At 35.0% G+C, this 19,719-nt stretch carries 18 protein-coding genes; 3 read left to right on the top strand and 15 right to left on the bottom strand.

The window, feature by feature from the left end; all coding sequences use genetic code 11:
• Positions 1–205: 205 nt before the first annotated feature.
• From pdxA to C2I06_RS01955, 4 genes are all read right to left on the bottom strand, one after another.
• Positions 206–1,207: a 4-hydroxythreonine-4-phosphate dehydrogenase PdxA gene (gene pdxA / locus C2I06_RS01970; protein ID WP_095333195.1), complete on the bottom strand. Its 1,002-nt coding sequence runs from the start codon at positions 1,205–1,207 to the stop codon at positions 206–208.
• On the bottom strand, positions 1,204–2,505 hold the full coding sequence (locus C2I06_RS01965) for a four-carbon acid sugar kinase family protein (RefSeq protein ID WP_123257360.1): 1,302 nt from the start codon (positions 2,503–2,505) through the stop codon (positions 1,204–1,206). The genes pdxA and C2I06_RS01965 overlap by 4 nt, the downstream gene beginning before the upstream one ends.
• 18 nt (positions 2,506–2,523) lie before the next feature.
• Positions 2,524–3,507: a 2-keto-3-deoxygluconate permease gene (locus tag C2I06_RS01960; protein WP_095333199.1), complete on the bottom strand. Its 984-nt coding sequence runs from the start codon at positions 3,505–3,507 to the stop codon at positions 2,524–2,526.
• A 147-nt stretch (positions 3,508–3,654) separates the two neighbouring features.
• The gene (locus C2I06_RS01955) at positions 3,655–5,352 is read right to left on the bottom strand and encodes a sigma-54-dependent transcriptional regulator (protein ID WP_123257359.1); all 1,698 of its coding nucleotides are present in this window, start codon (positions 5,350–5,352) and stop codon (positions 3,655–3,657) included.
• A 427-nt stretch (positions 5,353–5,779) separates the two neighbouring features.
• Between C2I06_RS01955 and C2I06_RS01950 the strand changes: the two genes are divergently transcribed.
• Positions 5,780–7,125, top strand: a protein-coding gene (locus tag C2I06_RS01950) for an IS3 family transposase (protein WP_095334233.1) whose coding sequence is annotated in 2 segments (ribosomal slippage) — positions 5,780–6,224 and positions 6,224–7,125 — 1,347 coding nt in all. Because the reading frame shifts where the segments join, the coding sequence is not laid out codon by codon here.
• 237 nt (positions 7,126–7,362) lie between these two features.
• Here the strand turns inward: C2I06_RS01950 and C2I06_RS01945 are convergent.
• From C2I06_RS01945 to C2I06_RS01910, 8 genes are all read right to left on the bottom strand, one after another.
• The gene (locus tag C2I06_RS01945; RefSeq protein ID WP_095334009.1) at positions 7,363–8,325 is read right to left on the bottom strand and encodes a glycoside hydrolase family 43 protein; all 963 of its coding nucleotides are present in this window, start codon (positions 8,323–8,325) and stop codon (positions 7,363–7,365) included.
• Between the two features lie 191 nt (positions 8,326–8,516).
• Complete coding sequence (locus C2I06_RS01940) at positions 8,517–9,140, bottom strand: YesL family protein (protein ID WP_095334011.1); 624 nt, start codon at positions 9,138–9,140, stop codon at positions 8,517–8,519.
• Between the two features lie 3 nt (positions 9,141–9,143).
• Positions 9,144–10,412 (bottom strand): arabinan endo-1,5-alpha-L-arabinosidase, encoded by a 1,269-nt coding sequence (locus C2I06_RS01935; RefSeq protein ID WP_206427983.1) that lies wholly within the window; start codon positions 10,410–10,412, stop codon positions 9,144–9,146.
• 16 nt (positions 10,413–10,428) lie between these two features.
• Complete coding sequence (locus C2I06_RS01930) at positions 10,429–11,265, bottom strand: carbohydrate ABC transporter permease (RefSeq protein WP_095334013.1); 837 nt, start codon at positions 11,263–11,265, stop codon at positions 10,429–10,431.
• 13 nt (positions 11,266–11,278) lie between these two features.
• Positions 11,279–12,121, bottom strand: a complete 843-nt coding sequence (locus tag C2I06_RS01925) for a carbohydrate ABC transporter permease (protein WP_235850359.1) — start codon at positions 12,119–12,121, stop codon at positions 11,279–11,281.
• Between the two features lie 208 nt (positions 12,122–12,329).
• On the bottom strand, positions 12,330–13,664 hold the full coding sequence (locus C2I06_RS01920) for an ABC transporter substrate-binding protein (protein ID WP_095334017.1): 1,335 nt from the start codon (positions 13,662–13,664) through the stop codon (positions 12,330–12,332).
• A gap of 643 nt (positions 13,665–14,307) precedes the next feature.
• Positions 14,308–14,832, bottom strand: a complete 525-nt coding sequence (locus C2I06_RS01915; RefSeq protein WP_095334019.1) for an NADPH-dependent FMN reductase — start codon at positions 14,830–14,832, stop codon at positions 14,308–14,310.
• Positions 14,833–14,886: 54 nt separating this feature from the next.
• Positions 14,887–15,504 carry a superoxide dismutase gene (locus tag C2I06_RS01910; protein ID WP_095334021.1) on the bottom strand — a complete coding sequence of 206 codons (618 nt, stop codon included), beginning with the start codon at positions 15,502–15,504 and terminating at the stop codon, positions 14,887–14,889.
• 258 nt (positions 15,505–15,762) lie between these two features.
• Here C2I06_RS01910 and C2I06_RS01905 point away from each other — a divergent pair, with 258 nt between their 5' ends.
• Positions 15,763–16,422, top strand: coding sequence for a helix-turn-helix transcriptional regulator (locus tag C2I06_RS01905; RefSeq protein WP_095334023.1), 660 nt, complete (start codon positions 15,763–15,765; stop codon positions 16,420–16,422).
• A 92-nt stretch (positions 16,423–16,514) separates the two neighbouring features.
• Here C2I06_RS01905 and C2I06_RS01900 read toward each other — a convergent pair whose 3' ends face one another.
• The 3 genes from C2I06_RS01900 to C2I06_RS01890 all read right to left on the bottom strand — a co-directional run bounded on the left by C2I06_RS01900 (position 16,515) and on the right by C2I06_RS01890 (position 18,115).
• Complete coding sequence (locus C2I06_RS01900; RefSeq protein WP_047941554.1) at positions 16,515–16,760, bottom strand: YuzB family protein; 246 nt, start codon at positions 16,758–16,760, stop codon at positions 16,515–16,517.
• A gap of 303 nt (positions 16,761–17,063) precedes the next feature.
• Entirely contained in the window at positions 17,064–17,267 is a 204-nt protein-coding gene (locus C2I06_RS01895) for a hypothetical protein (protein ID WP_095334024.1), read from the bottom strand.
• Positions 17,268–17,635: 368 nt separating this feature from the next.
• Positions 17,636–18,115: a methylated-DNA--[protein]-cysteine S-methyltransferase gene (locus C2I06_RS01890; protein ID WP_095334026.1), complete on the bottom strand. Its 480-nt coding sequence runs from the start codon at positions 18,113–18,115 to the stop codon at positions 17,636–17,638.
• A 180-nt stretch (positions 18,116–18,295) separates the two neighbouring features.
• Between C2I06_RS01890 and C2I06_RS01885 the strand changes: the two genes are divergently transcribed.
• Entirely contained in the window at positions 18,296–19,687 is a 1,392-nt protein-coding gene (locus tag C2I06_RS01885; protein ID WP_095334028.1) for an L-cystine transporter, read from the top strand.
• Positions 19,688–19,719: the final 32 nt, after the last annotated feature.

Genomic DNA, 19,719 nt, shown 5'->3' with positions numbered 1-19,719 from the left:
ATCAGTATTTTTGCTTATCCCACTGATGGTTAGTTGCAATTTCGCATTTTTATATCGAGCTCCCATATCCAGCTTCCTCAAATTCAGCAGCTTGAGATGCGGAGAATTACTGAATGATGAAGTTAAGATAAAGCTTCGCTTTATTTATCTATCAAATACACTAACAAGTTAATAAATGGATCTTCTTGGGTGAATAAATTCGATGTCATTTAGGAGCTAGTTCTACAGCTTGTCGCATTGCTTCCATCAAGCTTTTTTCATCCGCGATTCCTTTTCCTGCGATATCAAATGCCGTTCCATGATCTACACTTGTTCGAATAATCGGCAAACCAACGGTAATATTTACTCCGGCATCTAATCCTAATACTTTCACTGGACCGTGTCCTTGATCATGATACATTGCTACTACAATATCAAAATCCCCACGTACCGTACGGAAAAATAATGTATCTGCCGGAAGTGGACCAACTGCTTCTATCCCTTCTTTTTGTGCTCTTTCTACAGCAGGAATTACTTTTTCTTCTTCTTCTCCATAACCAAATAATCCATTTTCACCAGCATGTGGATTAATGCCGCAAACAGCAATTTTCGGATTAGAAATACCTGCCTTTTGTAAAGTATCATGAGCAAGTTTAATAACATGATAGACACGTTCGGGATTAATCATCTTAACCGCATCAAGAATTCCAACATGTGTTGTAACATGAATAACTTTTAAATTCGGAGCAGACAGCATCATAGAAAAATCTTGAGTACCAGTAAGGTCAGCTAGAATTTCTGTATGGCCTGGATATTTATGCCCCCCTTTATGCAACGCCTCTTTATTTAGTGGCGCTGTACATATTGCATGGATTTTATCTTCTTTTGCAAGCTCAATGGCTTTAGCAAGATATTGAAATGCCGCATTTCCAGCTTCTGGAGCCACTTTCCCTACCGGAAGTGTTTCATCCAATAAATTTAAATCTAAACAATAAACAGTGCCATAATCATAGGTTATTTCGTTAATTTCCTCGACGGAAATATTTTGGATAGCTAAATCACTATTAACGAATTGTTTGGCTCTATTCAAAATCTTACTATCGCCAATCACCAATGGTCTGCTAATCGTATACATTTCCTCTTTACCAAGGCTTTTTAAAATAATCTCTGGACCTACCCCTGCTGCATCTCCCATTGTTATCCCTACAATTGGTTTTACATTACTCATACTATCACCCTTCTATTGTTAATTAAAAACTCTAATGCTTTTATTAAGGAATCTTCTTGGCCAAAGCCTCCTGCTTTCGTTACAGCCCAATAGCTATTCGTTTCTGTTCTAATTTTTCCAAAAGGAAGTCCTGGCTCAATTTCCATATATAAATCCATTTCTGTTACTCCCAGCGCACGACATACTGCCTTTGCAGTATCTCCTCCTGTTAAAACTAACCCTTTAATAAAAGGAACATTTTTTACTATATGGGTTGAAATGGTACCCAAACCATTTGATATTGCTGCACTAACATCATGTTTACTTAATCCAAGCATCTTACCTGCTTCAATGGCACGCTTTCTGTTGTCATCATCCGCTTCCACATAAAGAACAAAATGATGATGTTCTTTATTCTGCTGGACTATTCCCATAAACTCATCCAGCCTATAGCTACCATTTATTAAATCTACAGGGTCAACCTGCATAAAATAGGAATCTTGCAATCTATCAACCTTGAATAATTGTTTTTTCGTTACGTGAGATAAGCTTCCAGATACAATCAAAGTAGTTTGGATTTCCATATCTTCCTGTTCTTTTACTGATGAAGGTATCAAATGCAGCATTTCCGGCAGGTATTCTATCAAGCCAGCAGACCCTGCCCAAATAATCGACTTATTTTGCTCAGAAAATAGTTTAGCAATATTTATAAGATCTTCTTCAGCTGCAGCATCACAAACAAACCATTTATTCCCTTCTACTAAGGCTGATTGTATAAGGTTGTTTATCTCCTCTTTAGACTTATGCCAAACTTCCTTATTCAACAACGTAATTTTCCTGTTATTCTTCGAATTTAAAAGCTTAGGCAAAAATGATTCCTGCACAGGTGTCTTCGGATCATTGGAAAATTCGGTTTCTGTAATGATTTTACCGTCTACAAAATGGTGCCCATTGATGGTTTGACGTCTCATTTTAGGATAGGCCGGCGCAATAACAACCATATCTGGATTATAAACAGATTCTAGCGCTGCAAGTTCTGCCTCTAAATTGCCTCTTAATGTGGAATCTACCTTCTTATAAATATGTTTATACCCATTCCTTTTGAGAAAGGTTGCTGCCTCTACTACTGCCTTATATGCATCCTCTTTTGCTCTCGCTCTACTGTCCGTATCTACTATTAGAACATCTGAAGCCATCTCTTTAGATGAATTTGTATAATCAAATACAACACTAGTAGATAACTTTTTTATCGCCAGCTGCACACCAGAATCGTTTGCGCCTGTTAAATCATCAGCAATAATCCCCATTTTGTTTTTCACGTCGAACACATCCTTATCTTACATTTTGATACCTTGTTCCTCAAACTTATATCCCTTTTTTTCTAATCTTTTCACTAAGAAACCTACATAGATTGGAAGCAGTATTGCCGTGGTCACCACTGATGCGGCCACCTGTACTGTTGCAATATCAACCACCGATGCAAAACTAGCATTTGCAGCGGCAATTACTGCAGGTGTTGCAACTGCATTCCCAGCTGTGGAGCCCTCAGCAGCCCCAACAATCGGATTCCATTTTAAAAGCTTAAACACATAGTAACCAGCAGTTCCGGTTACAAAAACGGTTAATAATCCTAGAATAATACCAGCCAATCCACCTTCTAGAATGGCAGAAAAATTGATGCCCATCCCGAGAGAAAAAGCAAAGAATGGAATTAACATAGAACTTCCACTATCTAAAAAATCTCTCATTTTATCATCTAAATTACCTAATACCATACCAACTATGATTGGAAGAAGTACAGAGATAAAAGAAGTAAAAGAAAATAAACCGTCCACAAATCCCATTGCACCAAAAATGGATAGAGCAACCATTGTTAAAAATGGTCCATCATTAAGAGCTAATAAGGAATAAGCAGCTCTGTCTTCCTTACTTCCGTATTGCCCAACTAAAGCAACAAATAAGCCTCCATTACTATTTGTCATCGCGGCAATTACTGCAATAGGAGCTAAACCTAACCAAAGACCATTATCTCCAGCAAACAGATATGCTAGTAATCCAAAGGCTGCACCAACAACCCATTTTGTGATTAATAATGTTGCCCCTTTCCCAACAGATACCCCAAATGATTTTACATTTATTTGAGCTCCAGTACACAATAGAAATAATGCAATTAAAGTAGATGATCCATTAACAAATAAAGCCTCTGTAAAATTCCCGATTCTCAGAAGATTTGGAGCAAATGTATTTAATAATGCTGCAATTAACAACGGAACTACCATCATCCCTCCAGGAATCCGATCCAACGTTTCTTTAATCTTCATAATTTTAACACTCCTTTTTATATGTTTCAATTTTAAACAACAAGTAATCGTTTACAATTAAAATTGTAACTGCTTTCACCTATTACCACAATATAATTAGTATAAAACGTTGCAAAATGAAACAAAAAAATAAAAAAGCTGAAACTTTTATTGTTTCAGCTTTCTCCACAAAGTTGTTCGATTAATCCCGAGTCTTTCAGCAACTTTTGTTTGATTGTAATTTTCTTCTTTCATGACGGCATCAATAATTCTTTTTTCTATTTCTTCTAATGTACCTTGTAAATATTCATTATCAAACATTTCCATTTTACTCAACCGATCCCCAAGTAGCTGTTGTATAAGCCCTTTTCCTATTACAAATCCTTTTTCTTCCTTAACAGCATCATGAATAAGTATATATAATTCTTCGACATTTCCTGGCCATGAATAGGATTCCAATACTTTCCATGCATCTTCCTTTATCTTGATCGCTGAAGTGCCAAATTCAGCATGAAATGCAGTTAAAAAGTGGGTCGCTAATGGTCTGATGTCCTCTTTACGTTCAACCAAAATTGGTAAATCAACTCGTATAAATTCAAGATAAGGAAGAGCAGTATACCTATTTACGTCTGACGTCTCTATCGCTATTATAACTGTGATGCCATTATTGTAATTACGCTTAACTTTTCCAACAAATATCCTTAACTCTTCATGGCTTAACATCTCTATTTCATTCAAATAAATTGTTTTTATATCAGGATCCAACTGTTGGTTCATATTGATAAATGCATTGGCAGACATAACAGCCAAAAAACCATTCCCTCTATTTTTTTGAAAATGAATCCATTTGGAGATTAACTTTTTTCCTGTACCCGATTTCCCAATAAGTATCCAACCATAACTACTAAGATTATTTTGAATCTTTTCTATGCACCTTTTCATACTATCACTTTTCGAAAGGATAACGGGCGGAGTTTGTATATCTATAATATGTAAGGAGTTATCCGGTACTAAATCTTTCATAAAAGAAAAAGCAAATAAATAATGAAGTTCCCCCTCTACCTTTATAGGAATCACCATCTGTTTTACTCGTTTATGCTGATCCGTTTCAATGATATCTAATTCTTCTTTATTATCATTTTTTTGTTGAATTATATTTATCATTTTTTTGACCGATAGCGGGGACTCCCTAAATCGTTTCCAATTTTCATAGACAATATTTCCATCACGAGTCATTACAATGACATCCGAAAACTGTCTTTCTATAATCATTTGCATAATACTCATTTGAAAACGCTGCTTTCTCAGCATTCGGTAGATGCTCTTCACTTCTTTAATTGCTTCAAATATTGCCTCTCTGCCTGACTGTATTAGTATTCCTTCTAGATTATATTTAGCGGCGGCATCACGAGTTATAACATCTCCAATAATTAATTGATATCCATCCATTTTCAATTGATTGACTAATGGATCAACTTCAATAGCATCTTCGATTGTAAATACCTCAATAGGTATTTCTAACAAGTCCGTTATCGCCTTCGCTCCAATTGTAATGTTAGAAAAACCGACAATCGCTTTTTTGCCTGGATAATCATTTGCCAGGGTCAAAACACGGAGCATATCATAACCAGAAACATGTATGTCAACAACTGGAATATTCACTTCCTGTTCTATTAATTGCGCGGTTCCCCCACGACTTATAATAACCTCAACACCATGTTTTTCAGCCTCTTTTGCAATTGGAATTGCTTCTTGAAGATTGGCCAATTCAATTTTCATATTAAGGTCAGGCTCTAGTTTTATGCATTCTTCCATCACATGCTCCAATGCAGGATAAGGAGCAATTAACAATGTTTTAATTCCCATTTTTTTCACCTATTATTATTTATTACTTTATACATTGAAAGAATTGTGTCTAGATGTCAAGTTTCGTTAATAATTTACTAGATACTGACAAGCAAACAGAAACTAAAAAAATCGAGTAAAAGACAAGTTTCCATGTTGCAGTAGACGCTCTTGCCTTTAAACTGATGGATGGATGATCTGGTCTTTTACTGAAAGGGGCTGAGACAAAACTAAAAAGGATATGCTTAAAGCTGAATAATCATTTGTTGAATTAGACGAATGATAAATAAAATCTATTTTTGTTTCTCGCCCCATTTTATAAGATTAGTGAAATGGAGTGGAAGACACTCGACTCCTGCGGGAAATAGAGGAAAGGCTGAGACCCCGCAGGCGTGAACTGCACCCCAATTGTTAGACACTATCTACAATAATTGGAGGTGCAGTTTTTTTGTCCAAATTTACTGCGGAAATGAAGCTACAAGCCGTAACTCGCTATTTAAGCGGAAAAGAAAGTTACAGAGAAATTGGAAAATCAATTGGAATAGATCACAAATCGATTGTTAAATGGGTAAGACAATACAACTACAATGGTGCAGAGGCATTGATGAAACGTTGTACAAGTTATACACAAATGTTTAAACTAGAAGTACTACAATATATGACTGAAAATGGTACTTCTCTATGTGAAACGGCAGCTATTTTTAATATCCCAGCGCATTCCACTCTAGCTGTTTGGAAAAGAAAGTTTGAAACACAAGGGATAGAGGCCCTTCAGTCACAGGAACAGGGACGTCTATCCATGAAAAAAGATTCAAATAAACAAAGTTCTACTGATCGTTCTTTTGAAGCACTAGAAGATCGAATAAAACAACTGGAAATGGAAAATGAGTATTTAAAAAAGTTGAATGCCTTAGTTCAAAACAAGGAAAAATCACCAAACAAGACAAAGCACAAGTAGTCTATGAGTTAAGGCATAAGTATTCGGTGAAGTCACTCGTAAAACTCGCTGGCATTCCACGCAGCACCTATTATGATTTAGTAAAACGAATGAATCGACCTGATCCAGACACCGATATAAAAAGAGAAATCCAAGCCATTTATGAAGAACATCAAGGTCGTTACGGATACCGACGTATTCGGGATGAGCTAGTGAATCGTGGAAAAAAAGTAAATCATAAAAAGGTTCAACGAATCATGAAAGAGCTGGGTTTAAAATGTCTAGTGAGGATGAAAAAATATAAATCTTATAAAGGCACAGTCGGTAAAATTGCGCCAAATCATTTAGACCGTCAATTTAGTGCGGACGCACCAAATGAAAAATGGGTAACAGATATTACAGAATTCAAGTTATTTGGGGAAAAGCTGTATCTATCGCCTGTATTAGATTTATTTAATGGGGAAATTATTACGTATACCATCGGTTCTCGACCAACGTATTCATTAGTTTCGGACATGTTAGAAAAAGCATTAGAATCCTTACCAAAAAGGCATCAATTACTCATGCATTCCGACCAAGGTTGGCATTATCAAATGAAACAATATCGCAACTTGCTTCAAGCAAAAGGGATTAAACAGAGTATGTCACGTAAAGGGAACTGTTACGATAACTCTGTAATGGAAAACTTCTTTGGGATACTGAAGTCAGAACTCCTTTATTTTAAGGAATTTGAAAGTGTGAACCACTTTAAACTAGAATTAGAAAAATATATAGAATACTATAATAGAAAACGGTTAAAGGGAAAATTCAAAATGAGTCCGGTACAATACCGAACTCATTTTCAACAAGTTGCCTAATGAAATAACTGCGTCTAACTTTTAGGGGTCACTGCAGCGCAGTGAGGAGGCTCAGCTTCCTCCCCGCGGAAAGCGAGTGACTGGAGCGCAATGGAACGAACTTGTTTTTTAGCTATAAAAAAGATAAATCAGCGAAAAGAAAAAACCGAACTATTACGATGTTTATTGTATTATAGTTTGGCTTTTTCTTTATGTAAAATTCTTTTGTCCCACCCTTTTAAACTTTTATTATATTTCCTAATCCTTACTTGGCTTACCAAACACTGGCAGCCCATTCTCATCCCAAGTAAATACTTGTGCTCTCGCGTGGCGATCTGGATTATTCAAAGGATCTCCCTCTATTTCTGTATATGGTCTTGCATGATAGATCAGAACATCTTCCCTTCCATCTTCACTAATAGTAAAGCTATTATGTCCTGGACCATATTGTTGATTCTCTGGAGCGCTGCTAAAAACTGGCTTATCTAATTTAGTCCAAGAATATCCATCTAATAAATCGGAATTTATATCTGCCCAAAGCATTCCCATGCAATAATTTTCATCGGTTGCACTAGCTGAATAGGTTATGATGACTTTTCCATTTCTAATCAATACTGCTGGACCTTCATTCACTAAAAATCCGATTTTCTCCCAAGCGTATTCAGGAACAGATAATAATAACTGCTTCCCTTTTAAGGTCCAAGGGTTTTCCATTTCAGATAGATATAGATTAGAATTCCCTGGAATAGCTGGCTCCTTTTGCGCCCACACATAATAAAGCTTGTCGTGTAATTCAAACACCGTTGCATCTAAACTAAAACTTTCTTGAGCCGTTTTCACTTGACCCTTTTCAATCCATCTTCCAGTTAAAGGGTCTTCATCAGCACATTCAAGTACAAACATCCGATGCTGAAAAATCCCATTTTTAGGGTAATCATACTCTGCAGCGGCAAAGTAGATATACCATTTTCCATGGATATAATGAATTTCCGGTGCCCAAATTAGAGAGCTTAATGGGCCTGTTGAATGAGCATGCCAAACAAATGCACTTTCACCATTTTTCAGCCCATTTAATGTTCTAGCTCTGCGGACTTCTATTTTCTGATAGCCAGGAACAGAACCAGTAAAATAATAGTATCCATCTGTATGTTTATATACCCAAGGATCTGCTCTTTGTAAAACTATTGGGTTGTTATAATGAACTGTCTTGACATTCGTCATCTTACTCTCTCCTTTTTATCCATTACATTTCAGATTATAAAGATTGTCTCTCCCATCAAATTATCCAAATAGCCATCGTTATGATTATCTTAGAACTTATTTGATTGAGAAATTTAAAAACTGCATAAGTTATCATTTTTAATCTGTCGTTGTATGATTTCCATCTAATAAAAATTCCTTCAGCATTTTATCTATTCAAAATCTCTTATTATTCCTTTTTTGACTAAATCTCCTGCTATGAACTTATCTATACATAAAAAATAGGTACTAATTAAAAATAGCGGGATTATAATACTAAACTTATAAGCTACTGCTAAAAGTACTAAAAAAAAGAGTAAACTAAATACTGTATGTAAAGGTAGTAATAACGGTAAACTCAATACTAATTTCGCTTTCTCCTTGAACGTACCATGGGTATAAATGGCAATGGGAAATGTATAAAGAAGAGCAGCCAAAACATATATAATGAAGAATAGAACTGGATAATAGAAAATAGCAGCCCCAACTGTCATTCCTCGTACCAGCTGTAAATCGATCCAAAGCACATATAATACAAGGAAATAAATAATTCCAACACCATTCATTTTTAGAAAGTTCTGCTTATATGCAGAAAAGTATTCCTTCGCAAGCCTACTAAATGATGGAAAATCATTAGAAAACTCCTCTCTTCTAATTAGGACATTAAGGGCATAGGTTGCTGGAAAAATCCCGAAAATTCCAAGCCCAATTATGCTCCCCATAATCCAAAGCAGATTAAGAATGATGACACTTAACAGCCTATCAAGAACGATCATCACTTTGTTTGACCACACCATAGATTACACCCTCTTTCCAAATATAGCATTTCCTGATTTTGTTAAACCGGAGAAGGCTATTGTCTCTACATTGTTTCTCCAATCTTTAACTGGAAAAATAACAAACTCAAAATTTCTATCCGCAAAGGCAAACTGATTATTACCTAATGAATCAATCTCAGTTAGACTATTCTCTTTTAAAGAAAACCTTTTACTATGCTTAACTCTTCTGTCTTCATCAAAAGAAATATATTCCCAATCACCCAATAGATCCTGAACGGAATAATTAGGTGGTTCAGTATGATAGTAGTATTCTGGCGATACAACCGGCCAGCCGCTCTTTAGCCAAAACATTTCTCGTATAAATCCATAATGATAGGGAGAAAATTCCTCTAAACGAACATGATGAACCATAAATTGTTTATTCATTTCGGTAAAAATGGAATTGTGACCTGGTCCAATCCAAGCAATATCATCTTCAAACTGATAGCTTCCCACTAACTTAACACCAATAGTATGTGGTTCATCCTCTGTATCTATCATATTTTTACCGTTTACATCCACATAAGGACCGGTTATTTCTTTCGATCTCGCTACACGAATATTGTAACTATCATGTAAACTATCATAAGAAGTAAACAAATAATAATAATCAAATGCCGAATTGTAGATAATAAAAGCGCCTTCTATCGCACCTTCTACTTCTTTTGGTCTTATCGCAAGCAATGTTCCATAACCATCCTCAGCAACCGGCATCCCTGTTTCCATATTTAGTCCGACAAGGTAAATGCCTCCAAAGAAGGATCCATAACAAAGCCAGTACTTACCATATTTATCCCTTACTACATTTGCATCTATGGCATTATGTGTTGCAATTTCTGGATTTGTTTGAAGCACAATCCCTTGATCACACCAAGGTCCTTTTAAATGATCAGCAGTAGCCAATCCAATACAAGAAATCGTACTTCCAAAAGTGGAAGCGGAATAATACATATAATATTGACCTTTATAGTTAATAACTTCAGGGGCCCATAAGCCTAATGCCTTGGACCACTCTTTAGCCTCTTGAGGAACAGCCTTCAATGCAGTTCCAATATAATCCCAGTGAATTAAATCCTTTGATTTTCTAATTTGTGCCCCCTCAGTTGGCGCATTATCGATATATGTATCTGTTGAAAACATATAGTAGAAATCATCTTCTTTGATAATCGTAGGATCATGCGTACCCAATGTTCCCCAGCCGTATGATTCAATCAATTCTAATCCTTTTCTTGTTTCTTCTTTCATTTTCATAGCTTGATCCTCCTGGTTATCCTTTCACACCTGATAAGGCAACTGATTCAATAATCTGTTTTTGAAATATCAAGAATACGATTAATACTGGAAGTAAGGAAACAACAGAACCTGCCATAATCAATGGATAATCCGTTTGAATAGCGTAAGTTGCTTTTAAGTTTGCAATAACTACTTGTAATGTTTGTTTCTCTGGACTATTTAAATAGATTAGTGGTGCTAAATAGTCATTCCACACACCCATGAACCAAAGAATAAATTGTGCCGCTACCGCTGGGCGAATAACAGGGAAAATTAATTTAAAGAAAATTTGAAGGTAACCTGCTCCGTCTACCTTTGCTGCTTCAATTAAAGAATAAGGCACATTTGTTAGATATTGACGAAGGAAGAAAATCATCGTAATATTTCCAAATAAACCTGGCACAATTAACGGTAATAATGTATCTACCCAACCCATTTTAGAAAACATTACGAATTGGGGAATCATAATAATCGGATAAGGAATCATAATTGAAGCTAATAAAATCAAGAATAATGTATTTTTAAAAGGCATTCTGAGTTTTGCAAAAGCAAAAGCAGCCATACTAGAGGTTATGGTACCAATAATAGTTACGGTTAAAGAGACAATTATGGTATTTTTAAGTCCGTATCCCAAAGTATCAAGCTGAAATAATTTAGTATATGCATCAAACTGAAAGGGATCTGGTATCCATTGTGGCGGCAAGGCAAATACACCAGTCTTGTCTTTTAATGAAGTGGTAATCATCCATAATAATGGTCCAATCATAAACACGGAACCAATTGTGAGAATGAAATAAATGAATATATCCGTTATTTTCTTATGCTTTTTCATACTATGCACCCCCTTAATCCAAACTATAATCTGATTTTCTATTAAAATAAAATTGAATAACAGTTACGATAAAGATAAAGATAAATAGAATAAGTGACATTGCTGAACCATATCCCATTTGATAATATTTGAATGCTTTTTGCCATACGTACCAAACAATAGACGCTGCACTATAAGATGGACCACCAGTCGGGGTCATAATGTTAATTTCAGTAAAGATTTGGAATCCGCCAATTATGTTTGTAATAACTAAGAAAAACGTTACCGGTTTAACCATTGGCCATGTGATACTTTTAAATTTTTGGAAAGAATTTGCACCATCTAGATCAGCCGCTTCATAATAGGTTTTAGAAACACTTTGAATTGCAGCTAAATAAAGCAGCATCGAATAACCTAACCCTTTCCATACTGCCATCAGGATAATTGCAGGTTTAACAGTTGCAGTATTTTCTAACCAGTTCGGGCCCTTAATGCCAAATAAATCTAAAAATTGATTAATCAATCCAAAATCTCCATTATAAGCCCATGCCCACATGATGGATATCGCCGCCAGAGAAGAGATAACAGGAATATAGTAGATCGTTCTAAAAACAGTAGTCCCTTTCAGCCCCCTGCTCAAAGCCATTGCGAGCAGCAATGCCAATCCTAATCCAATGGGAATTCCTATCATATAAAAAACTGTATTATAGAGAGTTTGATAGAAATATTCATCTTTAAATAGTTTAATAAAGTTATCCAAGCCGACAAAGTTCATCCTATTCAAGCCATTCCAATCTGTAAAAGATGCATATACAGAATAAGCAAATGGATAAACAGAGAATAATAGGAACCCAATAATTGGAGCAGCCACAAACATCAGTGCAACTCTATGTTCTTGCTTATATAAGTTACTAGTTTTTCTTTTTGGTTTTATTTTCGGATTTTTATTTTTTTCACTATTTGTAGCTATCACACTGGACATATTATCACCTCTTTAACGATTGGTGATGTCTTAAAAGCAGAGAACCTCACAAGAAGTTCCACTTGAAGTTCGTGAGGTTACTCTTAGTAATAAGACATCCTAGTTATTTAGACATTTTCGCTTGTTCGTTGGCTTCATCCAAAAGTTTTTGCATTTTAGGCTGTATTTCTTTTACGAAATCAGCTGCAGTCTGTTTTCCTTGCATCACAGGAGTAATATTCGACCAGAATTCATCTAACCATTGAGAGTTATAGGTAGCGAAAGTTGGGTACGGAACACCATAATCTCGCACAATATCTAAAAATTCTTTCTTGTTATTTGGAACCGTTTCTGTATCGTTAGCCCATTCTTCAGCCATATCAATTAAATTCGGAATTTGCACTTTAGCATCTAATAATGTTTGTTGTGCATTTTCATCTGCAGACAAGTAAATGGCCAATTCAGTCGCTAAATCAGGATATTTTGTAGTCTCTGAAACTACTAATCCTAGAGAACCAACATATGCGACTGATTTTCCTGTTGTACCAGATGGCCATGGCATGAGATCATATTCAAAATCTAGTTTGGCATATGTACTCATATCCCATGGACCTACTGGGAAGAAAGCCAATTCGCCATTCATCCATCTTTGGTATGTGTCCAATGTTTCTGCTTGTGAAGCATTTGGTGTTGTATTATATTTATTAGTTAAATCGGCAAGGAACTGCAAAGAACTTGCAAATTCTGGTGTGTCAACTGTTACAGTATCTCCAGCATCATTTAAAAAGGACGCCCCATTACTATAAGCAAATGATTGCAGAGTCCATGTGGCATTAAAACCGCTTGCCCATTGATCAACTTCGCCATCACCATTTGTATCTTTTGTTAATTCTTGACTAATTTTCAAGAATTCATCCCAAGTATAGGCTTTATCTTTATCTGGCAACGGAATTCCGGCTTCTTCAAACATGTCTTTGTTATAACCTAGCGCAAATGGACCGATATCTTTTGGTAATCCATAAAGCGCACCCTGACCAGGCGTTTTTCCATCATAGCGATAGATGTCTACACCAAATTTCCAAATACTATCTAAATCAAAATCTGCATTTTCAACTTCTTCTGTAATATCTTTAATGATGCCATTATCAACATAATTTGCGATACTTCCAGAATCAAGATAAAAAACATCGGGTACATTCCCACCGGAAACAGCAGCAGATAATTTAGTAGCATATTGATCAGCATCTGTATTAATGATTTTCACCTTCACGTCCTCATGCGATTCTTCAAACTTTTTAATCGCTTCAGTATAAGCCGTTTTCTCATCTGGCCCTCCTCTAAACATAAACGTTATTTCTTTCTTCCCATCCGCATTACTGCTACTGCTACTTGAACATGCACCTAAAAGCAACATACTGAAAATCACAAAACTTGAAAGTAATATTTTTACTTTTTTCATTTTATATTCTCCCCTATTTTTAATTTCTTTTATAAAACAAAAAGGATAATACTAATCTGCATTTCTATCACTTTAAGCGTAGACTTACTTTGTTCTCTTTATGTAGCATTTAATTCAAAATTACTTTCCTTTTCACCAACATATCGACAGTTTATTTGTTTTGTCATTCCTCCCCTCCCTTTTTACATGACACTATAATACAACTTAATAGCAAAAGGCGATTTTTACAAAGTTTGTTGTTTATTTACTGATAGTCTCAAGTTGTGTTGAATCCCCCAAAAAAGAGAACAACATTTTTAAAAACAACCTTTTTATAAAATATCTCATAAGTTATTTATACAATCATCTGTAAGCGTTGTCAATAACTTTCATATAAATCTTAATATATTTTTCATGCATTAAGTTAATGAATATGTTAATCTTATTTATCGCTTAGTAAATCATCTAAACAAAGTTAATGTTTATATTAACCTTTCCCTTTCATTACACCATTATTAACAACTAACTATATTTAAAAATCAGAAAGAAACGATTTTTCCTTTCAACTTGAATTTTTGAGAAGCAGTACGCTCTTTAAATACAAAAAAAGACAGACCTGCTAACTTCGCAGAATCTGCCTTTTTAGAACATTTCTAAATGATAACTACCGCAGCAAATAAATAATTTCCTCAGCCAATTTAATCATTCGCTCTTTGGCATCATTGTCTGTAATTTCATTCTCTTCATCGAAATAATCGTTATGAACAAATACATTTTGCACGGTAACCAGTGCTTTAAAATACGTAAGAATTGGTTTTAATTGATATTCCATCACAAGAAAATGTTTATCTGTACCACCCGTGATAACCATTCCTGTTACTTTTGATTTAAATGCATCGACCGGTAGATGATCAAAGAGATTTTTTAATACACCTGAAATGGAAGCTTGATATACTGGTGTTCCAATCACAAGAGCATCTGCACTCAAAATAGTATTGACCACTTTAATCGTATCATCATTATAATAACTTAATGGCACTCCATTCACAAATTCGATCTCATATTCTCTTAAATCAATTAATTCCACTTGAATAGTTGGATCAAGTGCCTTGGCAGCAACTAAAACCTCATTAACCGCCTTAGCTGTTTTAGAACCAACTAACGATCCGGAAACTCCTACAAGCTTCATATTTTCCTCCAAGCTTAAAGATAAGCAGGAAACATCTTATCTTCATCTATCTGATTAGTTATTATTAGCAAATTTATCAGCTACTACACTCCAATTAACAATAGAGAAGAAATTGGAAATGTATTCAGGTCTTCTGTTTTGGTAATTTAAATAGTAAGCATGCTCCCATACATCCAATCCTAAAATAGCACGTTCGCCATCCATAATTGGATTATCTTGATTTGGCGTGCTTGTTACTTTTAAGTTGCCTTCTTTATCAACAACCAGCCAAGCCCAACCAGATCCAAATCGAGTAGTAGCAGCAGCAGTAAATTGCTGCTTGAATTCATCAAAGCTTCCAAAAGCTTTATTCATTGCTTCTGCTAATTCACCAGAAGGAGTATTAGCACCCGAAGCTGGGGCAATTACTTCCCAAAATAAGGAATGGTTTAAGTGCCCACCACCATTGTTTCTTACAGCAGTTCTGATTTGTTCTGGAACTTCATCCAGATTGCTTAATAACTCTTCTAAAGATTTTGCTTGTAATGCATCCTGTCCTTCCAGTGCAGCATTTAAATTACTAACGTATGTTTGATGATGTTTTCCATAATGAATTTCCATCGTTTTCTGATCAATATGTGGTTCTAAAGCATTAAATTCGTATGATAAAGCTGGTAATGAATATGTAGTCATTTGTGTTTCCTCCATTTTTTTATTTTTTATACTTATTAGTTTAAAAAGTATATTTAAACAATAAACCATCCATAAAAAAAAATCAATTACTTTGGCCTAAATTGGTGGATGTTTTTTTACTAACTAACCTAATCTTATGCACTGACTCTTGTACAGGTAACTACTTTCAACATTTTATACTTTCTGGTATAATTAATTTCTATACCTTTAAAAATCTTTTTGATTTTTTTCTCCAATGAAATAGAATGGAGGTTTAAAATGGTTCCAACACAAAAAACGACAAAAGATAAAATTCTGTATCTTCTTAAGAAAGAGGGTTCCTTAACGGTAAACGATTTTACCGATCGTCTGCAAATAACACATATGGCTGTGCGAAAGCACTTAACAATATTAGAAAAAGATAGTTTAATCCAATCCGAATTTATCAAACAGCCAATGGGCCGACCTATTCAAAGCTTTACTTTGGCGGAAAAAGCAGAACAGTTTTTTCCAAAGAGTTATGAAGGAATCAGCATCGATTTATTACACGACGTTAAAGAACTGTATGGAAAAGATTCGGTTCAGCAATTATTCAACAAACGAGAAGAACGTCTAACAAAAGAGTATATTTCACGTATGGATGACAAAGATCCTGCTGAAAAAATGCAAGAAATGATTACTATTCAAAATGAAAAAGGATATATGGCTGATTTAACAAAAGTGGACGACCATACTTTTGAAATAACAGAATATAATTGTCCTATCCTCGAGGTAGCAAAGGAGTTTAAAATAGCCTGTAAATGTGAGACAGAAATGCTCAAAAAAGTTCTCCATGCAGAGGATGTTACGAGAACATACTGCCGAACAGAAGGAGACAATCACTGTAAGTTTGTCGTAAAGTTTGTTTCCCAGCATGATTCCTCGTTAGTAGTGGTATAAAGACTTTTTCTTAGAAAAGACTTACAATAATAGAAAAGGGAAGTCATCAAGAAATTAATTCTTAAGACTTCCCTTTTCTATTATTTCTTCTATTAAGCAAATACAGCTAATTCTGCTTCAATTTGTTTCATTATTAATTCAAGACATTCCTCAGTAGTTTTTGCAAAAATTCTTTTTCCGTTTACAATTGCATAAGGACGTTTTGCACACATTCCACAAAAGGAAAGACAGCTGCTTTCAATCACGGCTACTTCTGGATATTTAGATTCTAGTATTTCTTCTAAATTTATTGAAGTGATCAAACTTCCATCACAAATTTCTACAACCACAATCCCCATTTGCTACTTCCTCCCTTCAATTTTACAAACACTATATATATACGATTAATTTTATGGTCCATAGTTATGAGAAAAAACAAATCACTCTGTATAAAAATTTTTTATACCATATAGTATAAAAACAAGTATATACATTTAATCATTTTCTATATAAAAATGCAAGTAAAGAAGCTCTAAATATGCTTGATAGACTAAGAATAAAAATTACTCCTTTCCAGCTGTTAATATGTATGAACATGTTTTTCATCAGCTGCCAAGGAGTATGACACTATCATTATGAATTTATAGGTGGAATTTTGCTACTTATCCTCCAAAAAATTTCTTGAATTTTTCCAACTCTTCTTTACTATATGTTTTTGTTTTATCAAAATAAGGATTATCTTCTAGCACATTTTTAGGATCTAAACTTGTCTTAATCGATACACTTGTCTTATCTGAATCAGCATTCATCATGTGATCATTTATTTGGCCAAAATCAGGGATATTCGCTCCGTTTTGTTCGTTCATCCAAATCACTCCTTTTTTATAAGTTTTACAGAAAACAGAAAATTATTCTCTTCCATTAACATCTATATTTAACGAACAAAAAAACATCTTACTAAAAAAAGAAATAATATTCTGAAAATAGTTCACCACTTCACAATATTTGATTTTGAAATCGTTTTCATTTATAATAAAAAATAGGTTGGATAACATTAGTGGTTATCACTGTACACAGCGTAGGTGGAGCTGGTACTTCAATAGAGCTTTATTAGTTCTAAATGAGAAGCAGAAAAGTATCCGATTCAATAAGAATCGGATACTTTTCATTAACCTGCACAACTAACCCATAGCTAAAGGGAAAGTACCATCGATGGAGTTTTGTCTTTGTCCTATTATATAGTGATAGTTTTCCATTTCTGCTCATGACTAAGCAGCCATTCCTTTCTCCATAAACCACCCGCATAGCCAGTCAGCATTCCATTCGCTCCTATTATTCGATGACATGGAATGACAATGCATAGTTTATTCCTGCCATTTGCACTTCCCACCGCACGAACTGCCTTTTCGTTACCGATGCTATTTGCAATATCCTTATACGATCCCGTTGCTGCATAGGGAATACTAGTTAAAGCATTCCATACTTGCCTTTGAAATGGAGTCCCATCCATTTCAATAGGAAAAGAAAAATCTTGACTATTTCCATTAAAGTAAGCATCAAGCTGTTTATAACATGTCATTAAAACCTGAGGCGTCTGATCATCTATCTGGTTCTCTGGCGACTCTTTCTCTGAAAATAAGATCGAATAAATTGCCTTTTCTGTTCCAGTTATCTCTATTACTCCAATTGGAGATTGGTAATCGAGTACAAACATCCTATCCCCCCAAAAAACTATTTTCTATTATTTTAACAGAATAGTACTGTTCACTTCATAAAAACCTCTTTATTTTTTGAAAATTATATTTACAAATGAGGCAATTAGTGTTAGTCTTTTAAAGAAATTATGCAATCCCTATTTAACCTATAGGAATTACAATAAAAGGAGGACATAGCATTGAATCTTTATGCTATTTTAAACATTATTATATTACTTATTTTGCTTAGTGTTCTATTCTATATGCAAAAGAAACATATATCCTTCTCTAAACGCGTGTTTACCGCTTTAGGACTAGGTGTATTATTTGGGGCCATCTTACAGTTATTTTTTGAACCGACTTCAGAAGTAATCACGGTTACAAATGATTGGTTCGGATTAGTTGGAAACGGATATGTAAAACTGTTACAAATGATCGTTATGCCACTAGTCTTTATTTCCATTGTGGCGGCCTTCACGAAATTAGAAAAATCAGCTAACCTCGGGAAAATTAGTGGTCTCGTAATCGGAACATTATTACTAACAACAGCTATAGCTGCAGGAATCGGGATCGCATCTGCTGCAGGTTTTGACTTAAAAGCAATTGATGTAAACGCTGGAGATGCTGAAGTTCTTCGCGGACAGCAATTAGAAGAATCTTTGGGGGAAGTCCAAAGCACAACTGTACCACAGAAAATTCTTAGCTTTTTACCAGCTAATCCATTTCAAGATTTAACTGGTGCAAGACCAACTTCTACTATTGCGGTAGTAATTTTTGCGGCATTTGTTGGCGTTGCATTCCTAGGGATTAGAAGAAAAAATCCAGAGCAAGCAGCTTTCTTCCAAAAAATCGTTGAATCATTACATACAATAGTGATGCGAATTGTAACATTAGTACTACGATTAACTCCATATGGAATACTTGCGCTTATGGCAAAGACAGTTGCAGGAAGTAACCTTGATGCAATTGTGAAACTAGGAAAATTTGTTATTGCGTCCTATGTTGCCTTAATAGCAATGTTTATTATTCATTTAATTATTCTTGCGATTATGGGACTTAGCCCAAAACAATATGTGAAAAAAGTTTGGCCTGTACTTACTTTTGCATTCACATCACGTACAAGTGCAGGAACAATGCCTTTAAATATTGAAGCACAGAGGAATAAATTAGGTGTACCGGAATCTATTGCTAACTTCTCTGCATCCTTCGGAGTTTCGATTGGCCAAAATGGTTGTGCTGGTATCTACCCTGCAATGCTTGCAGTCATGATTGCACCAACACAAGGAATCAATCCTTTATCCCCATCTTTCATCGCGACATTAATTATTGTCGTTATGATCAGTTCTTTTGGGGTTGCTGGAGTGGGCGGAGGAGCAACATTTGCAACATTGATCGTTCTTTCTACTTTAAACTTACCAGTAGCCTTGGCTGGTGTATTAATTTCTGTTGAACCATTAATTGATATGGGTCGTACTGCTCTAAATGTAAGTGGATCAATGGTGTCAGGTGTTGTAACAAGTAAAACACTTGGTGAATTAGATACAAAACAGTATCAGTCGAATGAAATAGATACTAGTGAGAATATGGCATAATAAAAAAGCAAAGCTCCTTCTAAGGTGCTTTG

The sequence above is a fragment of the Niallia circulans genome (assembly GCF_003726095.1).
In the GTDB taxonomy this organism is placed as follows: domain Bacteria; phylum Bacillota; class Bacilli; order Bacillales; family Cytobacillaceae; genus Niallia; species Niallia circulans_A.
The sequence above is the reverse complement of the archived record's forward strand: the minus strand, read 5'-3'. Positions and strand labels throughout refer to the sequence as shown.